Origin of the sequence: Amycolatopsis sp. lyj-112 (genome assembly GCF_046549055.1) — a bacterium.
In the GTDB taxonomy this organism is placed as follows: Bacteria; Actinomycetota; Actinomycetes; order Mycobacteriales; family Pseudonocardiaceae; genus Amycolatopsis.
The window spans coordinates 330,956-353,968 of record NZ_JAJPWS010000003.1 but is presented as its reverse complement, the minus strand read 5'-3'; the positions used below and the strand labels follow the sequence as shown (position 1 = coordinate 353,968).

Annotated in this window: 20 protein-coding genes; 12 read left to right on the top strand and 8 right to left on the bottom strand. The window is 69.6% G+C overall.

Annotation, left to right across the window (positions count from 1 at the left end; genetic code table 11):
- Positions 1-13: 13 nt before the first annotated feature.
- The 6 genes from ACLJRL_RS13685 to ACLJRL_RS13660 all read right to left on the bottom strand — a co-directional run bounded on the left by ACLJRL_RS13685 (position 14) and on the right by ACLJRL_RS13660 (position 5,912).
- Positions 14-1,615, bottom strand: coding sequence for a serine/threonine-protein kinase (locus ACLJRL_RS13685; protein ID WP_410656512.1), 1,602 nt, complete (start codon positions 1,613-1,615; stop codon positions 14-16).
- A gap of 218 nt (positions 1,616-1,833) precedes the next feature.
- Entirely contained in the window at positions 1,834-2,673 is an 840-nt protein-coding gene (locus tag ACLJRL_RS13680) for a hypothetical protein (RefSeq protein WP_410656511.1), read from the bottom strand.
- Positions 2,674-2,929: 256 nt separating this feature from the next.
- A complete protein-coding gene (locus ACLJRL_RS13675; protein ID WP_410656510.1) occupies positions 2,930-4,192 on the bottom strand; it encodes a hypothetical protein in 1,263 nt (420 codons plus the stop codon).
- Positions 4,193-4,532: 340 nt separating this feature from the next.
- Positions 4,533-4,838, bottom strand: coding sequence for a hypothetical protein (locus ACLJRL_RS13670; RefSeq protein ID WP_410656509.1), 306 nt, complete (start codon positions 4,836-4,838; stop codon positions 4,533-4,535).
- Positions 4,839-5,035: 197 nt separating this feature from the next.
- Positions 5,036-5,323 (bottom strand): chorismate mutase, encoded by a 288-nt coding sequence (locus ACLJRL_RS13665; RefSeq protein WP_410656508.1) that lies wholly within the window; start codon positions 5,321-5,323, stop codon positions 5,036-5,038.
- 169 nt (positions 5,324-5,492) lie between these two features.
- On the bottom strand, positions 5,493-5,912 hold the full coding sequence (locus ACLJRL_RS13660) for a DUF1707 domain-containing protein (RefSeq protein ID WP_410656507.1): 420 nt from the start codon (positions 5,910-5,912) through the stop codon (positions 5,493-5,495).
- A gap of 90 nt (positions 5,913-6,002) precedes the next feature.
- On the opposite strand from ACLJRL_RS13660, the gene pcrA reads away from it, so the two are divergent.
- Positions 6,003-8,414 (top strand): DNA helicase PcrA, encoded by a 2,412-nt coding sequence (pcrA, locus tag ACLJRL_RS13655; RefSeq protein WP_410656506.1) that lies wholly within the window; start codon positions 6,003-6,005, stop codon positions 8,412-8,414.
- A gap of 673 nt (positions 8,415-9,087) precedes the next feature.
- Here pcrA and ACLJRL_RS13650 read toward each other — a convergent pair.
- Positions 9,088-9,774 (bottom strand): M23 family metallopeptidase, encoded by a 687-nt coding sequence (locus ACLJRL_RS13650; RefSeq protein WP_410656921.1) that lies wholly within the window; start codon positions 9,772-9,774, stop codon positions 9,088-9,090.
- Positions 9,775-10,306: 532 nt separating this feature from the next.
- On the opposite strand from ACLJRL_RS13650, the gene ACLJRL_RS13645 reads away from it, so the two are divergent.
- The 8 genes from ACLJRL_RS13645 (at position 10,307) to purH (ending at position 19,802) form a co-directional block, all read left to right on the top strand.
- Positions 10,307-12,148 carry a hypothetical protein gene (locus tag ACLJRL_RS13645; protein WP_410656505.1) on the top strand — a complete coding sequence of 614 codons (1,842 nt, stop codon included), beginning with the start codon at positions 10,307-10,309 and terminating at the stop codon, positions 12,146-12,148.
- Positions 12,145-12,528, top strand: coding sequence for a hypothetical protein (locus tag ACLJRL_RS13640; protein ID WP_410656504.1), 384 nt, complete (start codon positions 12,145-12,147; stop codon positions 12,526-12,528). The genes ACLJRL_RS13645 and ACLJRL_RS13640 overlap by 4 nt, the downstream gene beginning before the upstream one ends.
- Positions 12,529-12,645: 117 nt before the next feature.
- A complete protein-coding gene (sucC, locus tag ACLJRL_RS13635) occupies positions 12,646-13,815 on the top strand; it encodes an ADP-forming succinate--CoA ligase subunit beta (RefSeq protein WP_410656503.1) in 1,170 nt (389 codons plus the stop codon).
- A 1-nt stretch (position 13,816) separates the two neighbouring features.
- The gene (sucD, locus tag ACLJRL_RS13630) at positions 13,817-14,704 is read left to right on the top strand and encodes a succinate--CoA ligase subunit alpha (protein WP_410656502.1); all 888 of its coding nucleotides are present in this window, start codon (positions 13,817-13,819) and stop codon (positions 14,702-14,704) included.
- Between the two features lie 311 nt (positions 14,705-15,015).
- Entirely contained in the window at positions 15,016-15,840 is an 825-nt protein-coding gene (locus tag ACLJRL_RS13625) for a DUF5336 domain-containing protein (protein ID WP_410656501.1), read from the top strand.
- A 167-nt stretch (positions 15,841-16,007) separates the two neighbouring features.
- A complete protein-coding gene (locus ACLJRL_RS13620) occupies positions 16,008-17,549 on the top strand; it encodes a DUF6350 family protein (RefSeq protein ID WP_410656500.1) in 1,542 nt (513 codons plus the stop codon).
- A 76-nt stretch (positions 17,550-17,625) separates the two neighbouring features.
- Positions 17,626-18,243: a phosphoribosylglycinamide formyltransferase gene (gene purN, locus ACLJRL_RS13615; RefSeq protein ID WP_410656499.1), complete on the top strand. Its 618-nt coding sequence runs from the start codon at positions 17,626-17,628 to the stop codon at positions 18,241-18,243.
- Positions 18,240-19,802 (top strand): bifunctional phosphoribosylaminoimidazolecarboxamide formyltransferase/IMP cyclohydrolase, encoded by a 1,563-nt coding sequence (purH, locus tag ACLJRL_RS13610; protein WP_410656498.1) that lies wholly within the window; start codon positions 18,240-18,242, stop codon positions 19,800-19,802. Before purN ends, purH begins: the two co-directional genes overlap by 4 nt.
- Before the next feature lie 125 nt (positions 19,803-19,927).
- Here the strand turns inward: purH and ACLJRL_RS13605 are convergent, their stop codons facing one another.
- Complete coding sequence (locus ACLJRL_RS13605) at positions 19,928-20,647, bottom strand: SRPBCC domain-containing protein (RefSeq protein ID WP_410656497.1); 720 nt, start codon at positions 20,645-20,647, stop codon at positions 19,928-19,930.
- Between the two features lie 183 nt (positions 20,648-20,830).
- On the opposite strand from ACLJRL_RS13605, the gene ACLJRL_RS13600 reads away from it, so the two are divergent.
- The 3 genes from ACLJRL_RS13600 (at position 20,831) to ACLJRL_RS13590 (ending at position 23,000) form a co-directional block, all read left to right on the top strand.
- A complete protein-coding gene (locus ACLJRL_RS13600) occupies positions 20,831-21,328 on the top strand; it encodes a pyridoxamine 5'-phosphate oxidase family protein (protein WP_410656496.1) in 498 nt (165 codons plus the stop codon).
- A 32-nt stretch (positions 21,329-21,360) separates the two neighbouring features.
- Complete coding sequence (locus ACLJRL_RS13595) at positions 21,361-21,798, top strand: VOC family protein (protein WP_410656495.1); 438 nt, start codon at positions 21,361-21,363, stop codon at positions 21,796-21,798.
- 497 nt (positions 21,799-22,295) lie between these two features.
- Complete coding sequence (locus tag ACLJRL_RS13590; protein WP_410656494.1) at positions 22,296-23,000, top strand: hypothetical protein; 705 nt, start codon at positions 22,296-22,298, stop codon at positions 22,998-23,000.
- Positions 23,001-23,013 lie beyond the last annotated feature (13 nt).

The window sequence follows — 23,013 nt, the reverse complement described above, 5'->3', positions numbered from 1 at the left end:
TTGCTGCCTCGGGTCACGTTCCGGCTGGGGTCGATGTCGGGGTGGTCGTGGGCGTGGTTTCTGTCGGAGTCGTCGGAGTCGGCTTCGTCGGTGTCGTCGTCTTCGGGGTCGTCCTCGTCGGAGGCGGGTCCGGCTCCTTGGTCTGGCTCGCCTTGGTCGACGTCTTCTTCGACGAGGTCGTCTCCGGCGGCGGCTCGGCCGATTCCGTCTCGGTCGGCGATTCCGTCGTCTCCGGCGCCGACGACGTCGCGGACGGGGTCGGTTTCGTCGACGAGTTCCCGACCTGCGCGGGCGTCTCCGGGTTGTTCGGGCTGAACAGCCAGATCCCCAGTGCCGCCAGCGCGACGACCACTACGCCGCCGATGATCGCGGGCTTCTTCCACGCGCCCGGCTTCGACTCGTCGTCGTCCACCGGGCTGGTCTGCGCCCGGGTGGGCGGCGGCGGGGGAGGAGGCGGGTCGTCGTAGTCGTCGTAATCGTCGTCGTAATCGTTCGCGGGCAGAGGGACGGCGCGCGTGGGCGTCGGGCCGCCGGGGTGGCCGCGTTCGGACAGCAGCGCCGTCTCGTCGTAGTTGTCGTACCCGTCGTAGTCGTTTTCCGGGTACCCCGACGCGGGCTGGTGGTAGTCGTCTTCGTCGTAGAACGGCCCGGCGGCGGCCTGGCTGTCGAGCAGCGAGCCCGAATGCCCGGCGGATTCGCTGTCGAGCGCCTGGGTGACGCCCGCACCGGCGAGACCGCCCGCGACCGGGGCGGCGAGCAGGGTGTCGTCCGCGGGGCCGCCCAGCGGCGTCTCACCCCGCGCGACGGCGGCGAGGAGTTCTTCGCACTCGTCGGCGGTGGGCCGGTGCTGGATCTCCGGGTGCAGCAGCACGGCCAGCACGCTGGCGAGCGGGCCGGACTGGCGCGGCGGGATGATCTGCCCGGCCGCGACCGCGTGCAGCAGGCTGAGCGTGTTCTCGCTGAGGCCGAACGGCGGCTGGCCCTCGCAGGCCGCGTACAGCGTCGAGCCGAGAGAGAAGATGTCGGATTCCGGGCCGGGGTCGCCACCGATGGCCACTTCCGGCGCCAGGTAGGCCGGTGTTCCGGCGATCATCCCGGTCTTGGTGACCGTGACGTCGTCCTTCGCCCGCGAGATGCCGAAGTCGGTGATCTTCACGGTGCCGTTGGGCGCCAGCAGGATGTTGCCGGGCTTGATGTCCCGGTGCACGATGCCGACCGCGTGCGCCTCGTGCAGCGCCGCCGCGACCTGGGCGCCGATCCTGGCCACCTCCGTCGGCGGCAGCGTCCGCTCCTCCTGCAGCACCTGGGCGAGGCTGGTGGAGTTCAGGTACTCCATGATCAGACAGGGCTGCCCGTTGTCGTCGGTGACGACGTCGAACACCGAGATGGCGTTCGGGTGGTGCAGCCTGGCGGCGATCCGGCCCTCACGCATGGTGCGCTGGCGGGCGTCTTCGGCGCCTTGAGCCTCGAGGCCGGGCTGCAGCAGCAACTGCTTGATCGCCACCGTCCGGCCGAGTACCTCGTCATGCGCTTGCCAGACGGCACCCATCGCGCCCGTGCCGATCCGCCCGGCGATGCGATATCGACCGGCGACCAGGCGACCCTCGTCGCTCACGCGACCTCCCTTTGGGCTCCGTCTTCACGCCGCGGAGTCGTCCGCGTACGCGGTGCGGCCTTCAGCACGCCACAGCCTTGGAGCGTATGCACATGTAGTGGTCTGTGTGCCGGTTTTCCGAGACCGACCCGTGACAAGGCTAGGTGCTCACTCTGCGCACACACACGCGGCACACTCTGATTGCCCTGGGTAGAGGGCTGTTCAACGCGGGGTATCCGTCACATGTGCTGCGCGGAGAGCAGCCGGGCGTCGGTGATGAGGCCCGTCGTCTCGTCGGCGAATTCCAGCACCTGGGTGACCCGCAGCAGCCCGCCGTCGGGGTTGCGCATGGTCACCACGGCCAGGATCGCGCCGTCGGCCTGTTCCCGGATGTCCTGGATCTGGATGGCGTCCATGGCGCTCCACGCCTGGATCAGCCTGCCCGCTTCGGAATCGGCCAGCACCGGCGTGAGCAGCGACATCGCACCGTAAGGATCGGCGTCGACGGTCTGGTAGAACTTCCGGACCGCGTCGATCTTCTCCTCGGCGGTGCCGAGCGCGGCCGGCCGCGGGGCTGGCTGCGAGCTGGTTCCGCTGGACGTCGAGCCCTGCCGCGAAACCGAACCGGTGCCCGAGGACGGCCGAGCGACCGTGCTGGTGCCCGCCGGGGTGGACGACGTCTCCTGCTGCAGGGTCTCGGCGGCGTCCGGGACGGCGAGCCCGCCGAGCGCGGCGGCTCCGCTGATCACCTCGGGCGCGGCGGCGCCGGCCACCGGGCCGGTCCGCTGGGTGCCCGCGAGCACTCCGGCGGTGACGACGGCTCCGGCCACCAGGAAACCGGCGGCGACCAGGCCTGCCAGCTTGGCGCGCCGGGCACCGCGGCTCTCGGGCTCGTCTTCGGGCTCGGGCTGCGCGGAGGGCACGTCGCGGGTGCGAGCGGGGACGAACTTCTGAGGCTCGCGGAAGACCTGTTCGAGATACTCGCGGTCTACGCGGGTGTCGTTCAGGATTTCCGCCGGGATGACGTCCTCGACACGTACGGCATCCTGCTCACGCCGTATGCGCTGTCGATCAAGCACGAAATTCCTCGCTCTGGGTCCGGGGCAGGCGCTAGGCCGTTCGGCCGACACCTTTGGTCCGCGCGGCCGTCTCGTGGACGGTGCGAACCTTGCTGTCGTCAGGTAACCCTGTGCGGGCGGCCCTCGGCCAGACTCAGTCGCCGGAATGCCGTCGCGATACGACGAACGGCAGCTTAGGTCACCCACCCGGACCAGGGACAACCGCTCACCGCACCGCACGTGCAGAGGAACGGGACAACTGCACGTGCGCGAACGCTTACATGCCGTCGTCGACGATCTTGTCGTCGTCACCGAAGGTCAGCGTGCGCTGTTCCATGGTCTTCGTACCGTCTTTGTGAGTGACCTCGACGGTGTTGACCGTGACACCGCGGCGCTGGTCGATGCTGACCTTCTTGACCTCGAAATAGGCGACGTCGGCGTACCGCTCGCGAAGGCCCTGTGCGCCTTCTTCGTGCAGACCGCCCGAGGTCACCGTGGAGGCCTCGTGGGGGTCGGTGGTGACGGCGTTGAGGAAGATCTCGGAGTTGTCGCCCATCGTCTCCGCGTCCGGCTGCGACGCGTACCAGGGGGAGGGCGTGGTGGTGCGGGCGGCGGGCTGCACCGGCGGCTTCTGCGGCTCGCTCGACGGCGGTGCGGACGGCCCCGTCGTGACCGGTCCGCCGGTGTCCGGTCGTGAACCGCCGGAGCCGCCGTCGCGGTCGGTGGAGGTGCCGGAGTCGGCGGAGTTGGCGGAACTGCGGTCGTCCCGGGTGGAGGAGTCGGTCTCGGAATCGGGCGGGTTGCCCGCCGCGCCGCCCTGGGGCGGCGTCGTCGGATGGCCGGCGAGGCCCTCGTTGGTCAGCGGGCTCCCGCCGCGGTAGCCGGGCCAGCCGCCCTGGCTCTGCTGTTCGGGGGCCGGTTTCCCGACCAGGAACGAACCGGCGAAGAGGAGCCCGACGACGACCAGCGCGGACGCGGCCGCGGCGAACCACGCGGCCTTGCGCCAGGTCTTGGGCGGGGTCACCGAGGCGGGCACGGAGCCGAGGTCGAACGTGCTGAGGCCGTCGAGCGGCGGGGCGAGGTAGACGCGGACGTCGTCGTCGTCGGTCTCGACCGGCTCGGGACGGCGGGGAGAGGGCGCGGTCAGCGTGATCTTCGTGCGCTGCGCGGCCTTCTCACGTCGTTCTTCGACCGAGAGACGCGCCTGCCTGGCGGGCCGGGGAGCTTCGGTGAAGGAAACCTCGACGCGGTCCGGGCGTTCCACGGGAACCTCGCGAGCGGGCTGGGGGAGCGGCAGGCTGCCGCTCGAAGGGGCGTAGCCGGGGCTCGGCGCCCTCCTGTCCCGCGGTGGCGGCAGAGGGAGGGAACCGATGGAGGGCGGGGCGAACTCGCCGTGCGCGTGATGCCCGTGCCCGGTCGGTCGTTGCCGCTTGGGCGGCACAGGTGGGGTCCAGCTGCCGGTGCCGCCGGTCCGGTGGCGACCCGCGTGCGCGGCGCCGTCCCGTCCGGTCCGTCCTTGATGTTCCGCCCAGCCGTTCATGTCCGAGCGACCCCCTCGTGGGTCGGCTCTGACGGCGATGTGACACCGATTAAGCCGAACGGAGCAGTGGTTTCACGGGATCCCTCGTGAGCAGACTCCCGGGCAATCTCGTGAGCAAATGCACGCGCATGCGACTGTGGACGCGCGGGGCTATTGCCCCCGCGCGTCATACGGGCATCGCCCGACCCAGACGCAAGGGTCTTCACGGGATCCACAGTAAGGACTCGACGCCCCGGAAGTCTTCACCCACTCTGCAAGTTGCAGATCTTTCACTCTGTCGGGCGCGGCCGATCGGGCCTCGGCGGCGCTACACAGTGCTATACGCCCAGGTGAGGCGGTATCAGTTGCCGCTGCGGTACTTCTGCTGAGTCGACTGCAAGGCCTTCGCTGCCGTCACACCGCTACCCGCTGCAAGCAAAATGGCGATGATGTCGAGCGGGGTTCCCCCACTCGTGAGCAACCAGGCGAACAACGAGGCCGCGGTAGTACCCGCTGCGATCGGCCAGCGTGATTTGACGTACTGGGAGATGGGCGTGCCGCCCGCGCGCTTACCCGCCGCATTGTTCAACATGGCGAGATACCCGAGATGGCCCAGCGCGGCGAGCACGCCGGCGATCGCGATCACGACGGCGATGAGGTTAATCATGGTGTCCAGTCTGCCTGTTCTGTCGTCTTCATGGCTCGGGGAACACCCTGAGTTCCGCTTCACTGGACGAAATCGTGACGCGGCCTGGGTGGCGAGGAGCGCTGACCTGCGTTTAGCCCCCTAATCGCGATCTGGCGCCGGAGGGGCCCTGGGTGTGGGGGACTTGCGTTTCGCCCCCTAATCGCGATCTGCCTGCGTCAGCGGCCCAGGCGTCCTCGGCCCAGGTTCAGCAGCGCCATCGCCAGCTGCCGTCCTTCCGGCCCGAGTTCGCGGTAGCGCGCCAGCACGTCCATCTCGCGGTTGTAGACGATCTTCGTGCCGCCCGCGGCCATCCTCGCGGCGCCGATCGTCTTCGAAACCTCGACGCGGCGTTTGACGAGCCGCAGGATTTCACCGTCGAGCCAGTCGATCTCCTTGCGGAGGTCACCGATCTCCTCGGCGGTCGCGGAGGGTTCTTCGGCGTCCTGTGCCTGGGTGGTGTTCATCGGGACCTCTCTTCGGTCCGGACTCGCTGCCGGCCTCCGGGACGGCGAAAGCCCCGGGTCCGTGGACTCCGGGGCTTCAGGTGATGGCGTTAGAGGCACTACGCGATCACGGGAGCCGGAGTCCGGATCCCGTAGAAAAATCGAAACGCGTTGTGCCGCACGCCGATCATTATGCCACAGCGGCGCCACCACCTCGCCGGAAGCTGCCTCGCGCCCCGCGGATCCGCGCGTGCGCCAGCACGCTCACGGCCAGCCAGAACATCGGCATCGCGGGCCAGAAGAACGGCACGCCCGAAACCGTCCAGCGCACGATCAGCAGGACCGACAGCGCGACGGCGACCGCGAGATGGATCCGCACCGCCGGATGCCCGAAGGCGACCGGACGTCGCTTCGGCGCGGGCCGCGGGAGATCGGACGTGAGCCCGTCGAGTTCGTCGGTGTACTTGGTGGCGTAGACCGTGCTGAGCCGGTCTTCCACCTCTTCGAGGGTGAGACGGCCTTCGCCGCCGGCGGCCTGGATGAGCGAGGCGACCCGCTCCCGGTCGGTGTCGGCGGCGCGGAGCCGGGAGGGAATTCCGTTGGTGTCCATGGCAACGATCCTCGCACCGCGCGGGCCGTCCCCGCGTCGGACGACAGGCGGCAACGGCGCCTACGCCCGGCGCTGTAGCGTGGACCGGCGATGAACACCCTCTTCGATCTCCCAGCGGACGGCCCGGCCAAGTCCCGGCACGCGGACCTGCTCGACGACCTGAACCCGGCGCAGCGCGAGGCCGTGACCCACGCGGGAGCGCCGCTGCTGGTGGTCGCGGGCGCGGGTTCGGGCAAGACCCGGGTGCTGACCCGGCGGATCGCGTATCTGCTGGCCGAGCGGAACACCCATCCCGGCCAGATCCTGGCGATCACGTTCACCAACAAGGCCGCCGCTGAGATGCGGGAGCGGGTGAGCGACCTCGTCGGCAGGCGCGCGAACGCCATGTGGGTGTCAACGTTCCACTCCATGTGCGTGCGGATCCTGCGCCGTGAAGCCAAAACGCTGGAGATGTCGTCGAGTTTCTCCATCTACGACTCGGACGACACGAAGCGGCTCATCACGCTCGTCGCCCGGGATCTCGACATCGACCCGAAGAAGTACGCGGCGCGCACGCTGGCCGTGAACATCTCGAACCTGAAGAACGAACTCATCGACCCGGAGACGGCGGTCTCGAACGCGGGCAACGACCTGGAGCGCCGGGTCGCCGAGGTCTACGTCGAGTACCAGCGCCGGCTGAACCAGGCCAACGCGTTCGACTTCGACGACCTCATCATGCGAACGGTCGAACTTCTGCAGACCTTCCCGGACGTCGCCGAGTACTACCGGCGGCGGTTCCGGCACGTGCTGGTCGACGAGTACCAGGACACGAACCACGCGCAGTACACGCTGATCCGCGAACTGGTCGGCGCCGAGGAGAACGAGGCCGGGCTCGAGCCCGCCGAACTGTGCGTCGTGGGTGACGCGGACCAGTCGATCTATGCCTTCCGTGGCGCGACCATCCGCAACATCGAGGAATTCGAACGCGACTTCCCGAGCGCGCGGACGGTGCTGCTCGAACAGAACTACCGGTCCACGCAGACGATCCTTTCGGCGGCGAACGCGGTCATCGCGCGTAACCCCAACAGGCGCGCGAAGCGGCTGTGGACCGATTCCGGTGACGGCGAGAAGATCGTCGGCTACGTCGCGGACAACGAGCACGACGAGGCGGCGTTCGTCGCGGGCGAGATCGACGCGCTGGCGGACAAGGGCGAGGCGGACTACTCCGACGTCGCGGTCTTCTACCGCACCAACAACCAGTCGCGGGTCTTCGAAGAGATCTTCATCCGCCTCGGCCTGCCCTACAAGGTCGTCGGCGGCGTGCGGTTCTACGAGCGCCGCGAGGTCCGGGACATGCTCGCGTACCTGAGGGTGCTGGCGAACCCGGAGGACACGGTCAGCCTGCGCCGCGTCCTCAACGTCCCCAAACGTGGCATCGGCGATCGTGCCGAGGCCGTCATCGCGACCTTCGCCGAGCGGGAACGCGTCTCGTTCGCGCAGGCGCTGCGCGGGGCCGTCAACGGCGAGGTGCCGCTGCTGAACCCGCGCTCCGCCAAGGCGATCACCGGTTTCGTCGAGCTGATGGACGAACTCGGCGAGGTCGTCGAGAGCGGCGCCGAGGTCGCCGACATCCTCGAAGCGGTCCTCGAACGCACCGGCTACCGCGCCGAACTCGAGGAGTCCGACGACCCGCAGGACGCGTCGCGGGTGGAGAACCTGACCGAACTCGTCACCGTCGCGCGGGAGTTCACCGAATTCACCGCCGAGGTCGCCGGACCGGACGGCGAACTCCCCGAAGCAGGCCCCGTCGACCCTGGAGTGCCGGAGCCGGGCTCGCTGCCCGCGTTTCTGGAGCGGGTCTCGCTGGTGGCGGACGCCGATTCGATCCCCTCGCCGGACGGCGGAGAGGACGGTGACGGGCACGACGCGGGCGTGGTCACGCTGATGACCGTGCACACCGCGAAGGGCCTTGAGTACCCCGTCGTCTTCTGCACCGGCTGGGAGGACGGGATCTTCCCGCATATGCGCGCGCTCGGGGATCCCACCGAGCTGGCCGAAGAGCGGCGTCTCGCCTACGTCGCGATCACACGGGCCAGGAAGCGGCTGTACGTCTCCCGTTCGATGGTGCGCTCGGCCTGGGGCCAGCCGCAGATGAACCCGGCGTCGCGGTTCCTCGACGAGCTTCCCGCCGAACTGGTCGATTGGCGCAGGCTCGCGCCTTCGTCGTCCTCCAGCGGTTTCGGTCGTTCGGGTGGATCGCCGCGAGCGGCGACGACCTGGGGAGGCCGGTCCGCCGCCTCCTCGTCGAGTTCGTCCGGCACCAGCCCGTTCGGCAAGGGCTGGAAGGACACCGTCGCGCTCAAGCTCGACGTCGGCGACCGCGTGAGTCACGACAAGTACGGGCTCGGGACCGTCGTGGCGTGTGACGGCGCCGGCCCGCGAGCCACCGCGACGATCGACTTCGGCGCCGCGGGCAAGGTCCGGCTGATGCTCATCGGCAGCGTGCCGATGGTCAAGTTGTAGCTCTGACCTGCGGCTTCACCCCGCCAACCGAAAACTGTCGGACCCCTCCCGTATACCTGTCCCATCGAACACGAGTTCGAAGCGCTGGGGTATGCTGGGCTGGCCGGTGTACCTCGCCAGGGGAGGGGGCGCACCGGTGTGGACGCGATCTTGTTTGGGGTTCTCGCGGCAGGGGTACACGACTACTTGCGGGGTGTTGAAAAAAGAGCGGTACCGGATCGGGGTCCGGAGCCGCCGGAAGTGCTCAGGCTGGTCGCGGCCTGGCGCGCGTTACTGCGGATGCACGAGCCTGACGGGGTTGGCGGATGCGTCGTATGCGGGCACGCGCGGCAAAGGCTGTTCGGGCCGCGGCCAGCCGGATGCACAAGTCTTCTGCGGGGATTTCTCACCCGATGGCGGCCGATCACACGGCGCCCGGTGGGACTCTGCACGGTCTGGCAGGTCGCCCTGGGGTACTTCGTCCGGAAACTGCCTGACGGCGTTCCTTGACGGCACTGAGGGCACACATCGACTTCAGAGAGACCTGCGACGCGTCACTGATCCCGGAATCACTGTTCACGGAACGGGTGGTGCGGAGGTCCTGAAGGCGCGCGAGAGCGTCATTGCCCGGCGCGCCACCGCTTCAGGCGGATACGTCGGTGTTGCCGATAGTGCTGGGGAGAGAAGGCTTTCGTCAGCCGACCGAGACACCGCGAGCGGCGAGCCACGGGCGCGGGTCGATCTTCTTGGAGCCGTTCTGCCACACCTCGAAGTGCAGGTGCGGGCCGGTGCTCTGGCCACGGTTGCCGACCTCGGCGATCTCCTCGCCGCACTTGACCTTCTGGCCTTCGCGGACAGAGAAGGAGTTCATGTGGCCGTAGACGTGGACCGTGCCGTCGGAGAGCTCGACCTTGACCCAGAGGCCGAAACCGCTGGCCGGGCCGGCCTCGATGACCGTGCCGTCGGAGGCCGCGACGATCGGGGTGCCGATCGGGGCCGCGAGGTCGATGCCGAGGTGGCTCGTGCCCCACCGGGCACCGAAGCCCGAGGTGAAGCTGCCCTTGGTGGGCATGCAGGTCTTGGGCCGCTTGGCCTCTTCGGCCGCCTTGCGGGCCGCTTCGGCCTCACGCTTCACGCGGGCCTGGGTGAGGCTGTTGTTGTCCGTGAGCCGCTGGGCTTCAGCGGAGCCGTCGACCGACTGGCTGGTCGGCAGGAGCTCCGGTGCGCCACCCGCGGCTCCGCCACCGAGGGCGAACGAGGCGCTCGCGTCCTGGGCGCTGGCCAGCGGGGTGACAGCGGCGTCGGAGGAGTCCGAGATGGACTTCATGGTCTGCCCGGCAGCGGCGGCCGCGAAGGCGCCGGCTGCGACGGCCGCGACCACGACACGGCCGCGAAGGGCCGAAGACGGGGGCGAGAGCCGGTGCGAACCCCTGACGCGGACGACCGCACCATCCAGTGCGTTCTCGAGCGCCGGGGAAGGAGCTTGGCCGCCGGGGGAGCGGTGTGAAGCCAAGACGGGGCCTTCCATGTTCGGGGAGTCTGATCGAGAGCTCGGGCGGGGGATCCCGGTGAACAAACCTCGGGGGTGGTTCGTTCGGTGCTCTCATTCGTGATCTGACTGTAATGGGGACGCGGGAACAGTAACGAAGCGGTACCCCGCTCAGCAAGATCTGGCGGCTTCCTCGGCCGATCGGGCGACGGCGATCTGGTCGTTACGCAGTGAAGATTACCCAAAGTTAAACCAGGTTTACTCTTAACCTTGTGATTTGCGTTACAAGATCACGAGACGATTCGGGTGTCTCGAAGGCCCGGGGAGGGGGCAGAAGAGGGAAATAACCGGTTGCTCAGCGGCGTTGAACGGGGCTTACCCGCTGTCGCGCCCCTGCTCGGCAAGCTTGCTAGCGTCGCCGTCGATGACTTCGCGCTCACGGCACCCCGGTCGAGATTCCGCAGAACCCGCGGAACCCGCCGGACAGGCCGACCCCGGGTCCGCATCCGCCGAGCTTTTCCGGAGCGAACCGGGCTCTCACCCGCGTGCGCTCTTGCTCTCGGCCGGGCTGGTGTCGGCCGGCGCGGTCGCGCTGGCCGCGGGTGCGCTGGTGCCCGTCGTCCGGGACGGCTCACCCGGGTTCACCTCCTGGCCCTTGCTGGTCGTCCTGGCCCTGGTCCCCGCCATCGCCGTCCTGCGCGCGGTGGCGACCCGACGTCCCGGGCTCGCGGCCGGGCTGGTGCTGGGGCTGACCGCGCTCGCGCCCGGGCGGCTGCTGCTGGACCTGCAACTGCTCGCCGACGGGTCCCTCGCCGCACGGCCGGAACTGTTCCTGCCGGATCGCCTGCTCGCGCTGCCTTCGGCCGGGCCAGGGCTGTGGCTGCTGGTGGCCGGGCATCTGCTCACGCTCGCCGCCGGGGTGTTCGCGGCCGGGACCGCCCGTGACGAGGCGGAACTGGCGGGTGAACTCGACGGACGTCGCCGCTGGCGGCTGCTCGCGCCCGTGTTCGCCGTGGTGGGCGCGGTCGGCCTGCTGCTGGCGCCGATCGGTTCGGGCAACGCCTACCTCCTGGCGAAGAACGCCTTCGAGGGCCCGACCGTGACGATGGCCGGGTATCTGCTGCTCGCGGCCTTGCTCCCGTTGACCGTGCTGGTGGCGGTGAGCTCGCCCTCGACGGAGGTCGCCAAAGGCGGGTTCGCCGGTGGTGCGCTGGCGGCGCTCGCGGTCGGGGTGCCGCCGGTGGTGGCCGGGCTGGTCGTGGACCGGCTCGCGGTCGCGCCGGGTTCGGTCGCGGTGACCGTCGCGGGCCTGGTGCTGCTCGGGCTGGCGTTCACCCGGCTCGACGTCGCCGAAGAAGACGAGGCCGTCACCGATGACAAGGCCGGTGAGGCCAGGTTGCCCGGGTTGTTCTGGTGGCGGCTGGCCACCGGCGGGCTGGCACTGCTCGCGGCCGCGTCCGCGGCGGCGGGTGCGCTGGCCCCGGTCCTGACGGCCAACGGCGAGACACCCGCGCCCGAGACCCCGGCGCGCTGGCTGCTGCTCGGCGCCGCCGTCCTGCTCGCCGTGCCCGCGCTGTTCGTCTTCGTGCCCCGGCTTTCGGCGTTCGCCAGGGGAATCGTCGCGGCCGTGTGGGTGGGCGTCGTGGTCGCGGCGGCGGCCGTGCTGAGCGCGGCCTTGTCCGTCACCGAGGACAAGGCGACCGATCCGGCGCTGTTCGGGGTCACCCTCCCCGTCCCGGAGAACGACGGCTATTCGGCGGGACCAGGCGTCACGTGGACGTTCATCGCGCTGGCCCTCGCGGCGGTGGCCGCGCTCGCCGCGGTGATCACCGGTGTCGTGGAGCGCGATGTCGCCGACGACGCCGGGATGGACGGGCCGCGGGCGAGCGGGAACGTGCTCACCCCGGTCGTCGCCGCGGCGGTGCTGGCGATCGCCGCGTTCGGCACGCCGGTGTTCAGCGCGCCCGGCTACGCGCCGGCGGGGTTGTGGTCGGACTTCGGCGCGGCCTCGTGGGGCCTGCTCGGCGCGCTCGCGGTCGTGCTCGGCCTGTACGGGCTCGTCGTCCGCTCCCGGCCGGGGGCGGCGGCGTCCGCACTGGCCGGTGCCGCGCTGGTGCTCGGTCTCCGCGCGGCCGAGTTACCGCTGGTCGGTTCCGGATACGACGGGGCGTCGGCGGCGATCGGGTTCTGGCTCGCGCTGGGCGCGGCCGTGGTCTCCCTCGTCGCGGCCGGGATGGCCGTCGCCGGTGCACGGCGGCCTGAATGACGCGTCGTCTCCTTCGCGTCGTGCTCGCCGAGTTGGGCAGTGAAGACGCCGAAGACGCCGAAGACCACGAGAATGTCGCGATCGTGCTCGGGCGGCTGCTGCGCGACGACGGTGTCGAGGTCGTCTACGCCGGGCGGCTCGAGACCGTCGAGCACTTGATCCGGACGGTCGAACAGGAGGATCCGGACATCCTCGGCGTCGTCGGGACGACCGCCGGGACGGGCGGGCTCGCGCGGGCGCTCCCGGACGTCCTTCTCTTCGCCGTCGGTGACCGGCCGGGCGGGATCGAAAACGTTTTCGAAACCGCGGAACAGGCCGCGAACTGGGTCTCCGGTGTGCGGTCTCACACCGTGGAAACACCGTCTGACCGCATACGGTGACCGACTTCACCAGGTGCGGAGTCCCCTGCTTCTGCGCAGGTCGCTAACCTCGACTGGTCCGACAGCGCGGTCCGGCAACGGACCACCACAGTGGCGTGTCGTCAGGAGACTGGAGTAGTGGACCTCTACGAATACCAGGCGAGGGATCTCTTCGCCGCCCACGGAGTACCGGTTCTGCCGGGTGCCGTGGCAAACACCCCCGAAGAAGCCAAGGCCACCGCCGAGAAGATCGGCAACCAGGTCGTCATCAAGGCCCAGGTGAAAACCGGCGGCCGCGGAAAGGCCGGCGGCGTCAAGCTGGCCCAGACGCCCGACGAGGCCGCGGAAAAGGCCGAGGCGATCCTCGGTCTCGACATCAAGGGTCACATCACGCGTCGCGTGCTGGTGGCCGAAGCCTCGGACATCGCCGAGGAGTACTACTTCTCCTTCCTGCTGGACCGTGCGAACCGCACCTTCCTCGCGATGGCTTCGGCCGAAGGTGGCGTGGAGATCGAGCAGCTGGCCGTCGAGCGCCCCGAAGCGCTCGCGAAGATCCCGGTCGACGCGATCATCGGTGTCGACAAGGCCAAGGCCATCGAGATCCTGACCGCGGGCAAGTTCCCCGAGAAGATCCTCGACCAGGCCGCCGACGTCGTCGTGAAGCTCTGGGAGAGCTTCGTCTCCGAGGACGCGACGCTGGTCGAGGTCAACCCGCTGGTCCGTGACCCGCAGGACAAGATCATCGCCCTCGACGGCAAGGTCACCCTCGACGAGAACGCCTCGTTCCGTCAGCCGGGCCACGAGGCCCTGGTCGACAAGGACGCGGAGAACCCGCTCGAGGCGAAGGCCAAGGCCAAGGACCTCAACTACGTCAAGCTCGACGGCGAGGTCGGCATCATCGGCAACGGCGCGGGTCTCGTGATGTCCACTTTGGACGTCGTGGCCTACGCGGGCGAGAAGCACGGCGGCGTCAAGCCCGCCAACTTCCTCGACATCGGTGGCGGCGCTTCGGCGGAGGTCATGGCGGCCGGGCTGGACGTCATCCTCAACGACACCGACGTGAAGAGCGTGTTCGTCAACGTCTTCGGCGGCATCACCGCTTGCGACGCGGTCGCGAACGGCATCGTCGAAGCGCTGAAGATCCTGGGCGACGAGGCCACCAAGCCGCTCGTCGTGCGGCTCGACGGCAACAACGTCGTCGAGGGCCGTCAGATCCTGGCCGACGCGAACCACCCGCTCGTGACCGTGGTGGACACAATGGACAACGCGGCCGACAAGGCCGCCGAGCTCGCCGCGGCAGGTGCGTGAGATGTCGATCTTCATCAACGAGAACAGCAAGATCATCGTCCAGGGGCTCACCGGCTCCGAGGGCATGAAGCACGCGACGAAGATGCTGAAGTCCGGCACGAACATCGTGGGTGGCGTCAACGCCCGCAAGGCCGGCCAGACCGTCACCGTCGAGGGCAAGGACCTCACCGTGTTCGGCACGGTCGAGGAGGCCATCAAGGAGACCGGCGCCGACGTTTCGGTCATCTTCGTGCCGCCGAAGTTCGCCAAGGACGCGGTCATCGAGGCGATCGACGCCGAGATCCCGCTCGCCGTGGTGATCACCGAAGGCATCCCGGTGCACGACTCGGCCTACTTCTGGGCGCACGCGGTCGCGACGGGCAACAAGACCCGCATCATCGGGCCGAACTGCCCCGGCGTGATCAGCCCCGGTAAGTCGAACGCCGGCATCATCCCGGCCGACATCACCGATGCCGGCCCGATCGGTCTGGTGTCGAAGTCGGGCACGCTGACCTACCAGATGATGTACGAGCTGCGTGACATCGGTTTCTCCACCGGTGTCGGCATCGGTGGCGACCCGATCATCGGGACCACGCACATCGACGCTCTCGAGGCCTTCGAAGCCGACCCCGACACCAAGGTCATCGTGATGATCGGTGAGATCGGTGGAGACGCCGAAGAGCGCGCGGCCGCTTACATCAAGGACAACGTGACGAAGCCGGTCGTCGGCTACGTCGCGGGCTTCACCGCGCCCGAGGGCAAGACGATGGGCCACGCCGGCGCCATCGTCTCCGGCTCCTCCGGCACGGCAGCCGCCAAGAAGGAGGCCCTCGAGGCCGCCGGCGTCAAGGTCGGGAAGACCCCGAGCGAGACCGCCGTCCTGGCGCGCGAGCTGTACAACAGCCTCTGATCCTTCGGAGACTGACGCTTACCCCGGCAGGCCGGGCACCTACCCAGGTGCCCGGCCTGCCGTCTTTCCGCCTCAAATCGCGATTAGGGGGCGAAACGCAAGTCCCGGGCGGATCGCGATATGGGGGCTAAACGCAAGTCGGGGGCAGGCGCGGGGGTTTCGCAGGGAACCCGAACGGGTGTACAGACGTCTGAGAGCCCGAGGCGTGGGGTGACCGCGTGTGCGCTAGCGTTCGAGCATCACAGCGCCTCGTTTGTCCCGGGAGTCCCGCGTGCCCCGGGGTGCCGGTCGAACGACAGGAGAGCATTCGGATGTCCTACCCCAGCGGAGGGCCTGGCTACCCCCAGCAGGGTGGCGGCCAGCAACCCCCTCAGTCCCACCCAGGCTCGGGAGCCTTCCCGCAGCAGCAGGCTCCCGCGCAGGCGAGCCCGCTGAACCTGGCGCTGCTGCTCGCGCTCGCCGTCACGGTCCTCGGCTTGGTGCAGTTCTTCATCGGATTCTCCGATGAGGCCGACGCCGCCGAGTGGGAAATCCGTTTCCTGCTCGTCGGTAGCCTGCTCGCGGCGCTGCACGTGCTGCCGCGAGGCCCGAAGGTGCTGCCGTTCGCCGCGCTGTTCAGCGTGCTCGGCGCGTTCGGCGCGCTCGACCGGATCATCGGCTACCCGACCGTCGACGGCGGGGACGGGCGCACCGAGGTCTCGGTCCCGGGCATCCTCACCGTGGTGCTGATCCTCGGCATCCTGCAGATGCTGGTCGCGGTCGCCGCGCTGCTGTTCGAGCACGACGTCCTCAAGCTGCCGGCCGCGAAGCCGCAGCAGCAGGCACCGCAGGCTCCCTACAGCCAGCAGTTTCCGCAGCAGGGCCCGCAGGGTCCGTTCGGCCAGCAGGGTCCGCAGGGCCCGCCCGCCACGCAGGTCCAGCCGTTCCCCGGCGCCGGCCAGCAGGGACAGCAGCAGGGTGAGCCGTCCGGCCCGTTCGCGCAGCCGACCCAGTTCCAGCCGCCGGTCACGCAGCCGCCGGGCCAGCAGGCCACGACGTACGCGCCGCAGCAGGGCCAGTTCTTCCAGCAGCCGCCCTCCTCGCCGGAGGGTCAGAACCCGGGTACGCCGCCGGGTGGTTTCGGCCAGCAGAGCTGATTCCGCACGGCTGATTTCCTGACCGAAAAGCACCCACTGTGACTCTCCGTGTCACAGTGGGTGCTTTTCTTTCCGGGTGACCCGACCGGGTGGGTTGGGCCACGTGGGCCGTCCGGAGGCGGCGTGGCTCACCCGGACGGACCAGCGTGGATGTCAGGGTGCGGATCATGAAGCTGCTCACCCGCGACGAACGCCCGCCGGGCGAAGAGCCGGTGAGCGACCTCGTCCCCGAGCCGGAGGCATCCAGGGCGAAGCGGGTGCGGGTGTTGCTCACTGCCGCCTTCACGCCGCTGCTCTTCTCCTACACCGCCATCGCCGCCGTGCTCGCGGTCGTCTCGTTCGCCGCCGACCGGGGCCGGTTCTCCTCCGCCGGGGCACTGCTCGCCGCCGGACCCGGCTGGCTCGCCACCTACCAGGTGGAAGTCGAACTCGGCGGCCATCCGCTCGGGGTACTGCCGCTGCTGCCGACGATCCTCGTCGCGACACTGGTCGCGAGGACCGCCGCGCGCGCCGTGCGCCGGACCGGCGGCCGGACACCGGCCGACGCCGTGCCGGTGGTGGCGGCGATCGCCGGGACGCACGCGCTGTTCGGGGTGATCATCGCCCTGGCGACCGGTGGCTCGCCGGTCGCGGTGAACCCGCTGACGGCCTTCTGTGTACCGGGCCTGATCGCCGGGCTCGCCGCCGCGGCGGGAACCGCCAAACGGTGCGGGCTGCCCGCCACGCTGCGGGACCGCTTCGACCCGGTGGCGATCCAGGGCCTGCGGGCGGGCGCGCTCGGCCTCGCCGCGCTGGTCGCCTGTGGCGCCGTGGTGTTCACCGTCGCCACCGCGCTGTCCTGGTCCACTGTGGACAGTCTGTTCGAGCCGGGTATCGGCGCGAGCTTCGGGCTCTTCGTGCTTTCCGTGGCGTACCTGCCGAACGCCGTCGTCGCCTCACTGTCCTTCATCACCGGGCCGGGTTTCTCGGTCGGTTCGCTGACCGTCGGCATGTTCGGCTACGACGAAGGGCTGCTGCCGGGAGTGCCGGTGCTGGCCGGGATCCCCTCGCACCAGGCGGTCTGGTGGCCGGCGTTGCTGCTCCTGCCCGCGGCCGTGGGCGCGCTGGTCGGCTGGAAGATCCGCGGTATCGACGAGGATCCGATGCTGCGGATCCGGGCGGTCGCCGTCGCGGGCGCGCTCGTCGCGTTGGGCTGCGTCGTCCTCGGGACCCTGTCGGGCGGACGGCTCGGCGACGGACCGTTCGACCCGGTCAGCGTGCCGGTCGGGGTCGCGTCGGTGATCGCCTTCTGCTGGATCGTCATCCCGGGTGGTTTCGTCGCGTTCTTCGCCGGAGCGCACCAGCCGCCGGAACCGCCGGGCGAACCGGAAGAATTCGCCGGTGACGTCGAGGAATCCGACGACACCGATGACAGCGATGACACCGAAGACGTCGCGGAAGAGTCGGCGGAAGACGGCGAGACCGACGAGGAAGCCGTCGAGTCCGAAGAGGACGAATTCGCGGAACCGGCTGAAGAAGCCGAAGTTGACGTAGAACCTGAGGCCGCTGTCGACGACGAATTCGATGACGAAGCCGAGGCGGAACTGGCGCGCGAGCTGGGCGAGGACGTCGACGAGACGACCTCTGAACCCGAGCCCGAGCCGGACGCCGCTGTGACCGAGTCCACCGACGGGTCCGGCGACGACAGCGCCCCCGGCGGCGACCGTTAGGGTTGTCGCGACCAGGTGAAGCGTTGTACGCGCGAGTGCGTACAGCCGTGGCAAGGAGCCCGTTCTGGCTAGTCGGTTGGACCTGCCCACTCCGGTGAAGCTCGTCGTCCTCGCGTCCGGTTCCGGCACGCTGCTGCAGGCCGTGCTCGACGCCGTCGAAAAGCCGAACTACCCGGCGAAGGTGGTCGCCGTCGGAGCGGACCGCACCGGCATCGAAGCCCTCACGCGCGCCGAACGCGCCGACGTCCCGTCGTTCACCGTGCGGATGGCCGACCACCCGGATCGCGCGGCGTGGGACAAGGCGATGACCGAAGCCGTCGCCGCCTATCAGCCGGACCTGGTCGTCTCGGCGGGGTTCATGAAGATCCTCGGCGCCGAATTTCTCTCGCGGTTCCCGAACCGCGTCATCAACACGCATCCGGCGTTGCTGCCGTCGTTCCCCGGCGCGCACGCCGTGACCGACGCGCTGGCGATGGCCGTCAAGGTCACCGGGTCGACGGTGCATTTCGTCGACGCCGGGGTGGACACCGGTCCGATCATCGCGCAGGAGGCGGTGGTCGTGGAGACCGATGACGACGAGAACGTCCTGCACGAGCGGATCAAGGCCGTGGAACGCAGGCTCCTGGTGGAAACGATCGAAAAGCTCGGCCGGAGCGGGTGCGCGGTCGAGGGACGAAAGGTGAGGTTTTCGTGAGTACCGCACAGGGACAGCGTCCCGTCCGGCGCGCGCTGATCGGCGTCTCGGACAAGGCCGGCCTGCTCGAACTCGCCACCGGGCTGCACGCGGCGGGTGTCGAGATCGTGTCGACCGGCGGCACGGCGAAGGTCATCGCGAACGCCGGGGTGCCGGTGACGCCGGTCGAGCAGGTCACCGGGTTCCCCGAGTCGCTCGACGGCCGGGTCAAGACGCTGCACCCGCGGGTGCACGCCGGCCTGCTGGCCGACCGGGACCGCCCGGAGCACGTCGAGCAGCTCAAGCAGCTGGACATCGCGCCGTTCGACCTGCTCGTGGTCAACCTGTACCCGTTCACGCAGACCGTCGCTTCGGGCGCGAGCCCCGAGGACTGCGTCGAGAACATCGACATCGGCGGCCCGGCGATGGTGCGTGCCGCGGCGAAGAACCACAACAGCGTCGCCGTCGTGGTCGACCCGTCCCGGTACGAGTGGGTGCTGGAGCGCGTCGCCGCCGGCGGTTTCGAGCTGTCCGACCGTAAGCGGCTCGCCGCGCAGGCCTACGCGCACACGGCGGCCTACGACACCGCCGTCGCCTCGTGGTTCGCCAACGTCTACGCGCCCGCGGACGACTCCGGTTTCCCGGACTTCACCGGTGCGACCTGGGAGCGCGGCGATGTGCTGCGTTACGGCGAGAACCCGCACCAGAAGGCCGCGCTGTACAAGCACTGGCGGCCGGGCCTCGCGCACGCGGAACAGCTGCACGGCAAGGCCATGTCGTACAACAACTACGTCGACACGGACGCCGCGCGCCGCGCCGCCTACGACTTCGACGCCCCGGCCGTCGCGATCATCAAGCACGCCAACCCGTGCGGGATCGCCGTCGGCGAGGACATCGCCGACGCGCACCGGAAGGCGCACGCGTGCGACCCGGTTTCGGCCTACGGCGGGGTGATCGCGACCAACCGGCCGGTGAGCCGGGAGGCCGCCGAGCAGATCGCCGAAGTGTTCACCGAGGTCGTCCTGGCGCCGGACTTCGACGACGAGGCGCTGGAGATCCTGCAGCGTAAGAAGAACGTGCGGCTGCTGAAGCTGCCCGCGATCACCTCGCCGGATCCGATCGAGTTCCGGCCGATCTCGGGCGGCGTGCTGGTGCAGACCGTCGACACGATCGCCGCCGAGGGCGACGACCCGGCGAACTGGACCCTGGCGACCGGCGCCCCCGCGGACGAGCGGACGCTGACCGACCTCGAGTTCGCGTGGCGTTCGCTGCGCGCGGTGAAGTCGAACGCGATCCTGCTCGCCCACGACGGCGCGACCGTCGGCGTCGGCATGGGCCAGGTCAACCGGGTCGACTCCTCGCGGCTCGCGGTCGCGCGGGCAGGAGACCGGGCGAAGGGCGCTGTCGCCGCTTCGGACGCCTTCTTCCCGTTCCCGGACGGTCTCGAGGTCCTGCTGGAGGCCGGTGTCCGCGCCGTCGTCCAGCCGGGCGGGTCGATCCGCGACGCCGAGGTCATCGCCGCCGCCGAGGCCGCCGGGGTCACCCTGTACCTCACCGGCACGCGCCACTTCGCCCACTAGCCCCGACCTGCGTTTCGCGGCCTAATCGCGACGCGTAGCGCACGCAAGTAATCGGTGGGAGGGATCGGGGGTTCTTCGCGAACTCGCCGATCCCGCCCATCGAATCGGCTGAAGTACCTCCGGCGCTAGACCTGCGTGTACAGGGCGTTCAGCCAGGTCGTCCACGCTTTCTCGGCCTTGTCCGCGTCGGCGTCCTCGGCGAACAGGTGGTGCCCGATGCCGACCGGCCAGTCCCAGGCGTTGCGGCCGTAGAAGCGGTACAACGCGTCTTCGGTCCGGACGCCGATGAAGTGCGACGTCAGATAGTCGACGACACCTTCGACGGTGTCGACGCCCGGCACCTCGAAGCGCACTCGATCGCCTACGGCCGTCGCGCCGATCGCCGCCTGGACCGCTTCGAACGCCTCCGGCGCGGAGGACGCTTCGGGCGCGTCGGACGCGAAGTACCGCACTTGACGTCCGTTGAAGTGCGCCAGGTATTCGCCGAGCGAGTGGTAGTAGAACGCGGTGTGCCGCACGCAGGCGTCGTATTCGACGTCCCAGTCGTCGAGGACGGTGGTGTGCTCGAAGCGCAGGTAGGTGCCGTCGTCCTTCGGTTCGAGGAAGTACTCGAGGGTGTTGAACCAGCCCTTCTCGTCTTCGGCGTAGGTGACGAAGTGCCGTGACGGCTTCCAGACGGTGACCATCCCACCCTTCGGCGTGAGGCCGGATTCGGTACCGCCGTCGCGCGGCTCGTACTCGATCGGCCACAGCCAGCCGCCGGTCCCGGCGGTGATCGCGGTCCACGTGTCAGCGGGTGGGGTGGGCAGGAAGCCCTCGAAGCGGACCTCGGATTTCTTCGCCATGACTGTCCCTTTCTCGATGCCTACAGAGACGCGACGCCTGGCCAGGGGCGGATTCGACAAATACGCCGGTCGCGTTCAGTCCTCTAATTGCGCTTGTGGCACAGGTCACAGTCGGGACGATGTCGAAGTGCCGCGGGCAGGTGCGTCCCTGGGGCGTCCATACAGCGAGCGAAGGAGCACGACATGCGGCAGAGCGCGATCGACGAGATCCTGAACCGCCCGCTCAGCCGGGAACTCCTGGCCCGCGACCTGACCCGGATGTCCTTCACCGGCCTGGACGGCTTTCCTCGCGTACTGCCCACCGGCTTCGTCTGGAACGGCAAGGAGATCGTCATGTGCACCGCCAAGAACGCGCGGAAGCTGCCGGCGTTGCGCCGCAACCCCGCGGTCGCCCTGACGATCGACACCGAGTCGCACCCGCCGAAGGTCCTGCTCATCCGCGGCACCGCGGAGCTGGACGTCGTCGACGGCATCCCCGACGAGTACATGCAGTGGAACGGCAGCTACGAGATGACGCTCGAGCAGCGGGCCGAGTGGGAGGTGGGCGTGCGGGCGCTCTACGACGGCATGGTGCGGGTCGTGGTGACCCCGACCTGGGCCAAGCTGATCGACTTCGAGACGACCTTGCCCACCGCCATCGAGGAGCTCGTGCGGCTCCAGGCAGAACGTCAGAACGCCTGAACACCCATCCCGATTCGAAGAAGGAGATCATCATGACGGTCCTGCGGCTGGAACAAATCGGCATCGTCGTCCGCGACCTCACGGCGGCCAAGGTCTTCTTCATCGAGCTCGGACTCGAGCTGGAAGGCGAGGCCACGGTCGGGGGCGGCGCGGTGGATCGCATCAACGGGATCGAAGGCGTCCAGGCGGACATCGCGGTGATGCGGACGCCGGACGGCCACGGAAAGGTGGAGCTGATCAAGTGGCAGACGCCGTCGGCGCTGGACGGTGACCAGCGCACTCCGCCGAACACACCCGGCCTCCGGCACATCATGTTCTCGGTGGACGACATCGAGGACGTCCTCGGGCGCTTGCGGCCGCACGGCGCCGAACTCGTCGGTGAGCTGGTGCGGTACGAGGACAGTTACCGGCTCGCCTACATTCGCGGTCCCGAGGGGATCATCATCGAGCTCGCGGAAAAGATCACCTGAGGACGTCGGTGGGCGTAGGCGGAAAGCCGCGTCTCGACGGATTCCCGGAGGGCGCGCCGCTCTACGGCAAGCCACACGGGTTCTCGGCCCGCGAGGCGATACGCGACCAGACCGCGCCCGCCTTCAAACGGCACCATCTCGCCCCGCTGCCCCGTCCGTCCTGCAGGCGTGTGGAAATAAGGACACTCAACGTCCCTATTTCCACACAGGTCCCGCGACGTCCACACTGCCGGTGCCGGGCCGTTCTCCCAGATCGCGATGGCCGTGACGCCGTTGGCCGGCGGGGCGGCGGCATCCCGAACTCGCCGGTGACGTGCCCGGTGATCGTGGGTCAGGCTGGCCCGCCGCTGGTCCCTCTGGCCACGGTCGCTTGACAACCGCTGCGGCAGCCGGTCTACTGGAGGTATCGAACACCTGTTCGAGATGCCGCCTTCCCCGTGGCATGCCCGGAGCCGTCCACAAAGGACGGTCCAGGAGTCGTGGGGAGGCGAGGTCCGGTGACGGCGGAGGTGGTCGAGGCGCGGGCCTTGCCGTTGGCGAGGCTGGCGGCGATACCTGGGGTGAGCACGGCCAGTGGCGTGGCTTCCGCGGCCGAACACGCGAGGACGACGGGAAGGGTGCTCCCGGTGTCCCCGGCGTTGTCCGGTCTGCTGCCCGCCGCAGGGCTCCGGCGCGGGAGCACCGTTTCGGTGCTGGGGTCCACGTCACTGGTGCTCACCCTGCTCGCCGCCGCGACCGCCGGCGGTGCGTGGGCGGTCGCGGTCGGCCTGCCCGCGCTCGGGGTGGTCGCCGCCGCGGAACTCGGGGTCGAGGTGGGCAGGCTCGCGCTGGTCCCCCGTCCCGGTGCCGAGTTCCCGGCGGTGACCGCAGCCCTGCTCGACGGCTTCGATCTCGTGGTCGTCGGGCCGGGGCTCGCCCGGCCCGACGTGGCCAGGCGGCTGTCCGCGCGCGCCCGGAACCGGGAATCGGTGCTGCTTTCACTGGGTTCCTGGCCCGGTGCCGAGGTCGAACTGAGCTGCGGTCGTTCCCGCTGGACGGGGTTCGAGGGCGGCGGCGCGGGTCACCTGCGCACCCGCGAGGTCGAGGTGCGGGCCGGTGGCCGGGGTGCGGCCGCCCGGCCGATGTCGGCGCTGCTGCGCTTTCCCGGCGAAGGTGAGGTCGAGCGGGTGGACTTTCCCACGACCAGGTGGGGGACGGCGTGAACCGGCCCGTGCG

What these genes read in the sequence shown, in the direction of transcription:
- ACLJRL_RS13595 (WP_410656495.1), top strand. Translation starts at nt 21,361, where the DNA reads ATGACGGTCCTGCGGCTGGAACAAATCGGCATCGTCGTCCGCGACCTC.
- ACLJRL_RS13670 (WP_410656509.1), bottom strand. Translation starts at nt 4,838, where the DNA reads ATGATTAACCTCATCGCCGTCGTGATCGCGATCGCCGGCGTGCTCGCC.
- ACLJRL_RS13660 (WP_410656507.1), bottom strand. Translation starts at nt 5,912, where the DNA reads ATGGACACCAACGGAATTCCCTCCCGGCTCCGCGCCGCCGACACCGAC.
- ACLJRL_RS13600 (WP_410656496.1), top strand. Translation starts at nt 20,831, where the DNA reads ATGCGGCAGAGCGCGATCGACGAGATCCTGAACCGCCCGCTCAGCCGG.
- sucD (WP_410656502.1), top strand. Translation starts at nt 13,817, where the DNA reads ATGTCGATCTTCATCAACGAGAACAGCAAGATCATCGTCCAGGGGCTC.
- ACLJRL_RS13625 (WP_410656501.1), top strand. Translation starts at nt 15,016, where the DNA reads ATGTCCTACCCCAGCGGAGGGCCTGGCTACCCCCAGCAGGGTGGCGGC.
- ACLJRL_RS13665 (WP_410656508.1), bottom strand. Translation starts at nt 5,323, where the DNA reads ATGAACACCACCCAGGCACAGGACGCCGAAGAACCCTCCGCGACCGCC.
- ACLJRL_RS13675 (WP_410656510.1), bottom strand. Translation starts at nt 4,192, where the DNA reads ATGAACGGCTGGGCGGAACATCAAGGACGGACCGGACGGGACGGCGCC.
- pcrA (WP_410656506.1), top strand. Translation starts at nt 6,003, where the DNA reads ATGAACACCCTCTTCGATCTCCCAGCGGACGGCCCGGCCAAGTCCCGG.
- ACLJRL_RS13640 (WP_410656504.1), top strand. Translation starts at nt 12,145, where the DNA reads ATGACGCGTCGTCTCCTTCGCGTCGTGCTCGCCGAGTTGGGCAGTGAA.
- ACLJRL_RS13620 (WP_410656500.1), top strand. Translation starts at nt 16,008, where the DNA reads ATGAAGCTGCTCACCCGCGACGAACGCCCGCCGGGCGAAGAGCCGGTG.
- ACLJRL_RS13605 (WP_410656497.1), bottom strand. Translation starts at nt 20,647, where the DNA reads ATGGCGAAGAAATCCGAGGTCCGCTTCGAGGGCTTCCTGCCCACCCCA.
- ACLJRL_RS13645 (WP_410656505.1), top strand. Translation starts at nt 10,307, where the DNA reads ATGACTTCGCGCTCACGGCACCCCGGTCGAGATTCCGCAGAACCCGCG.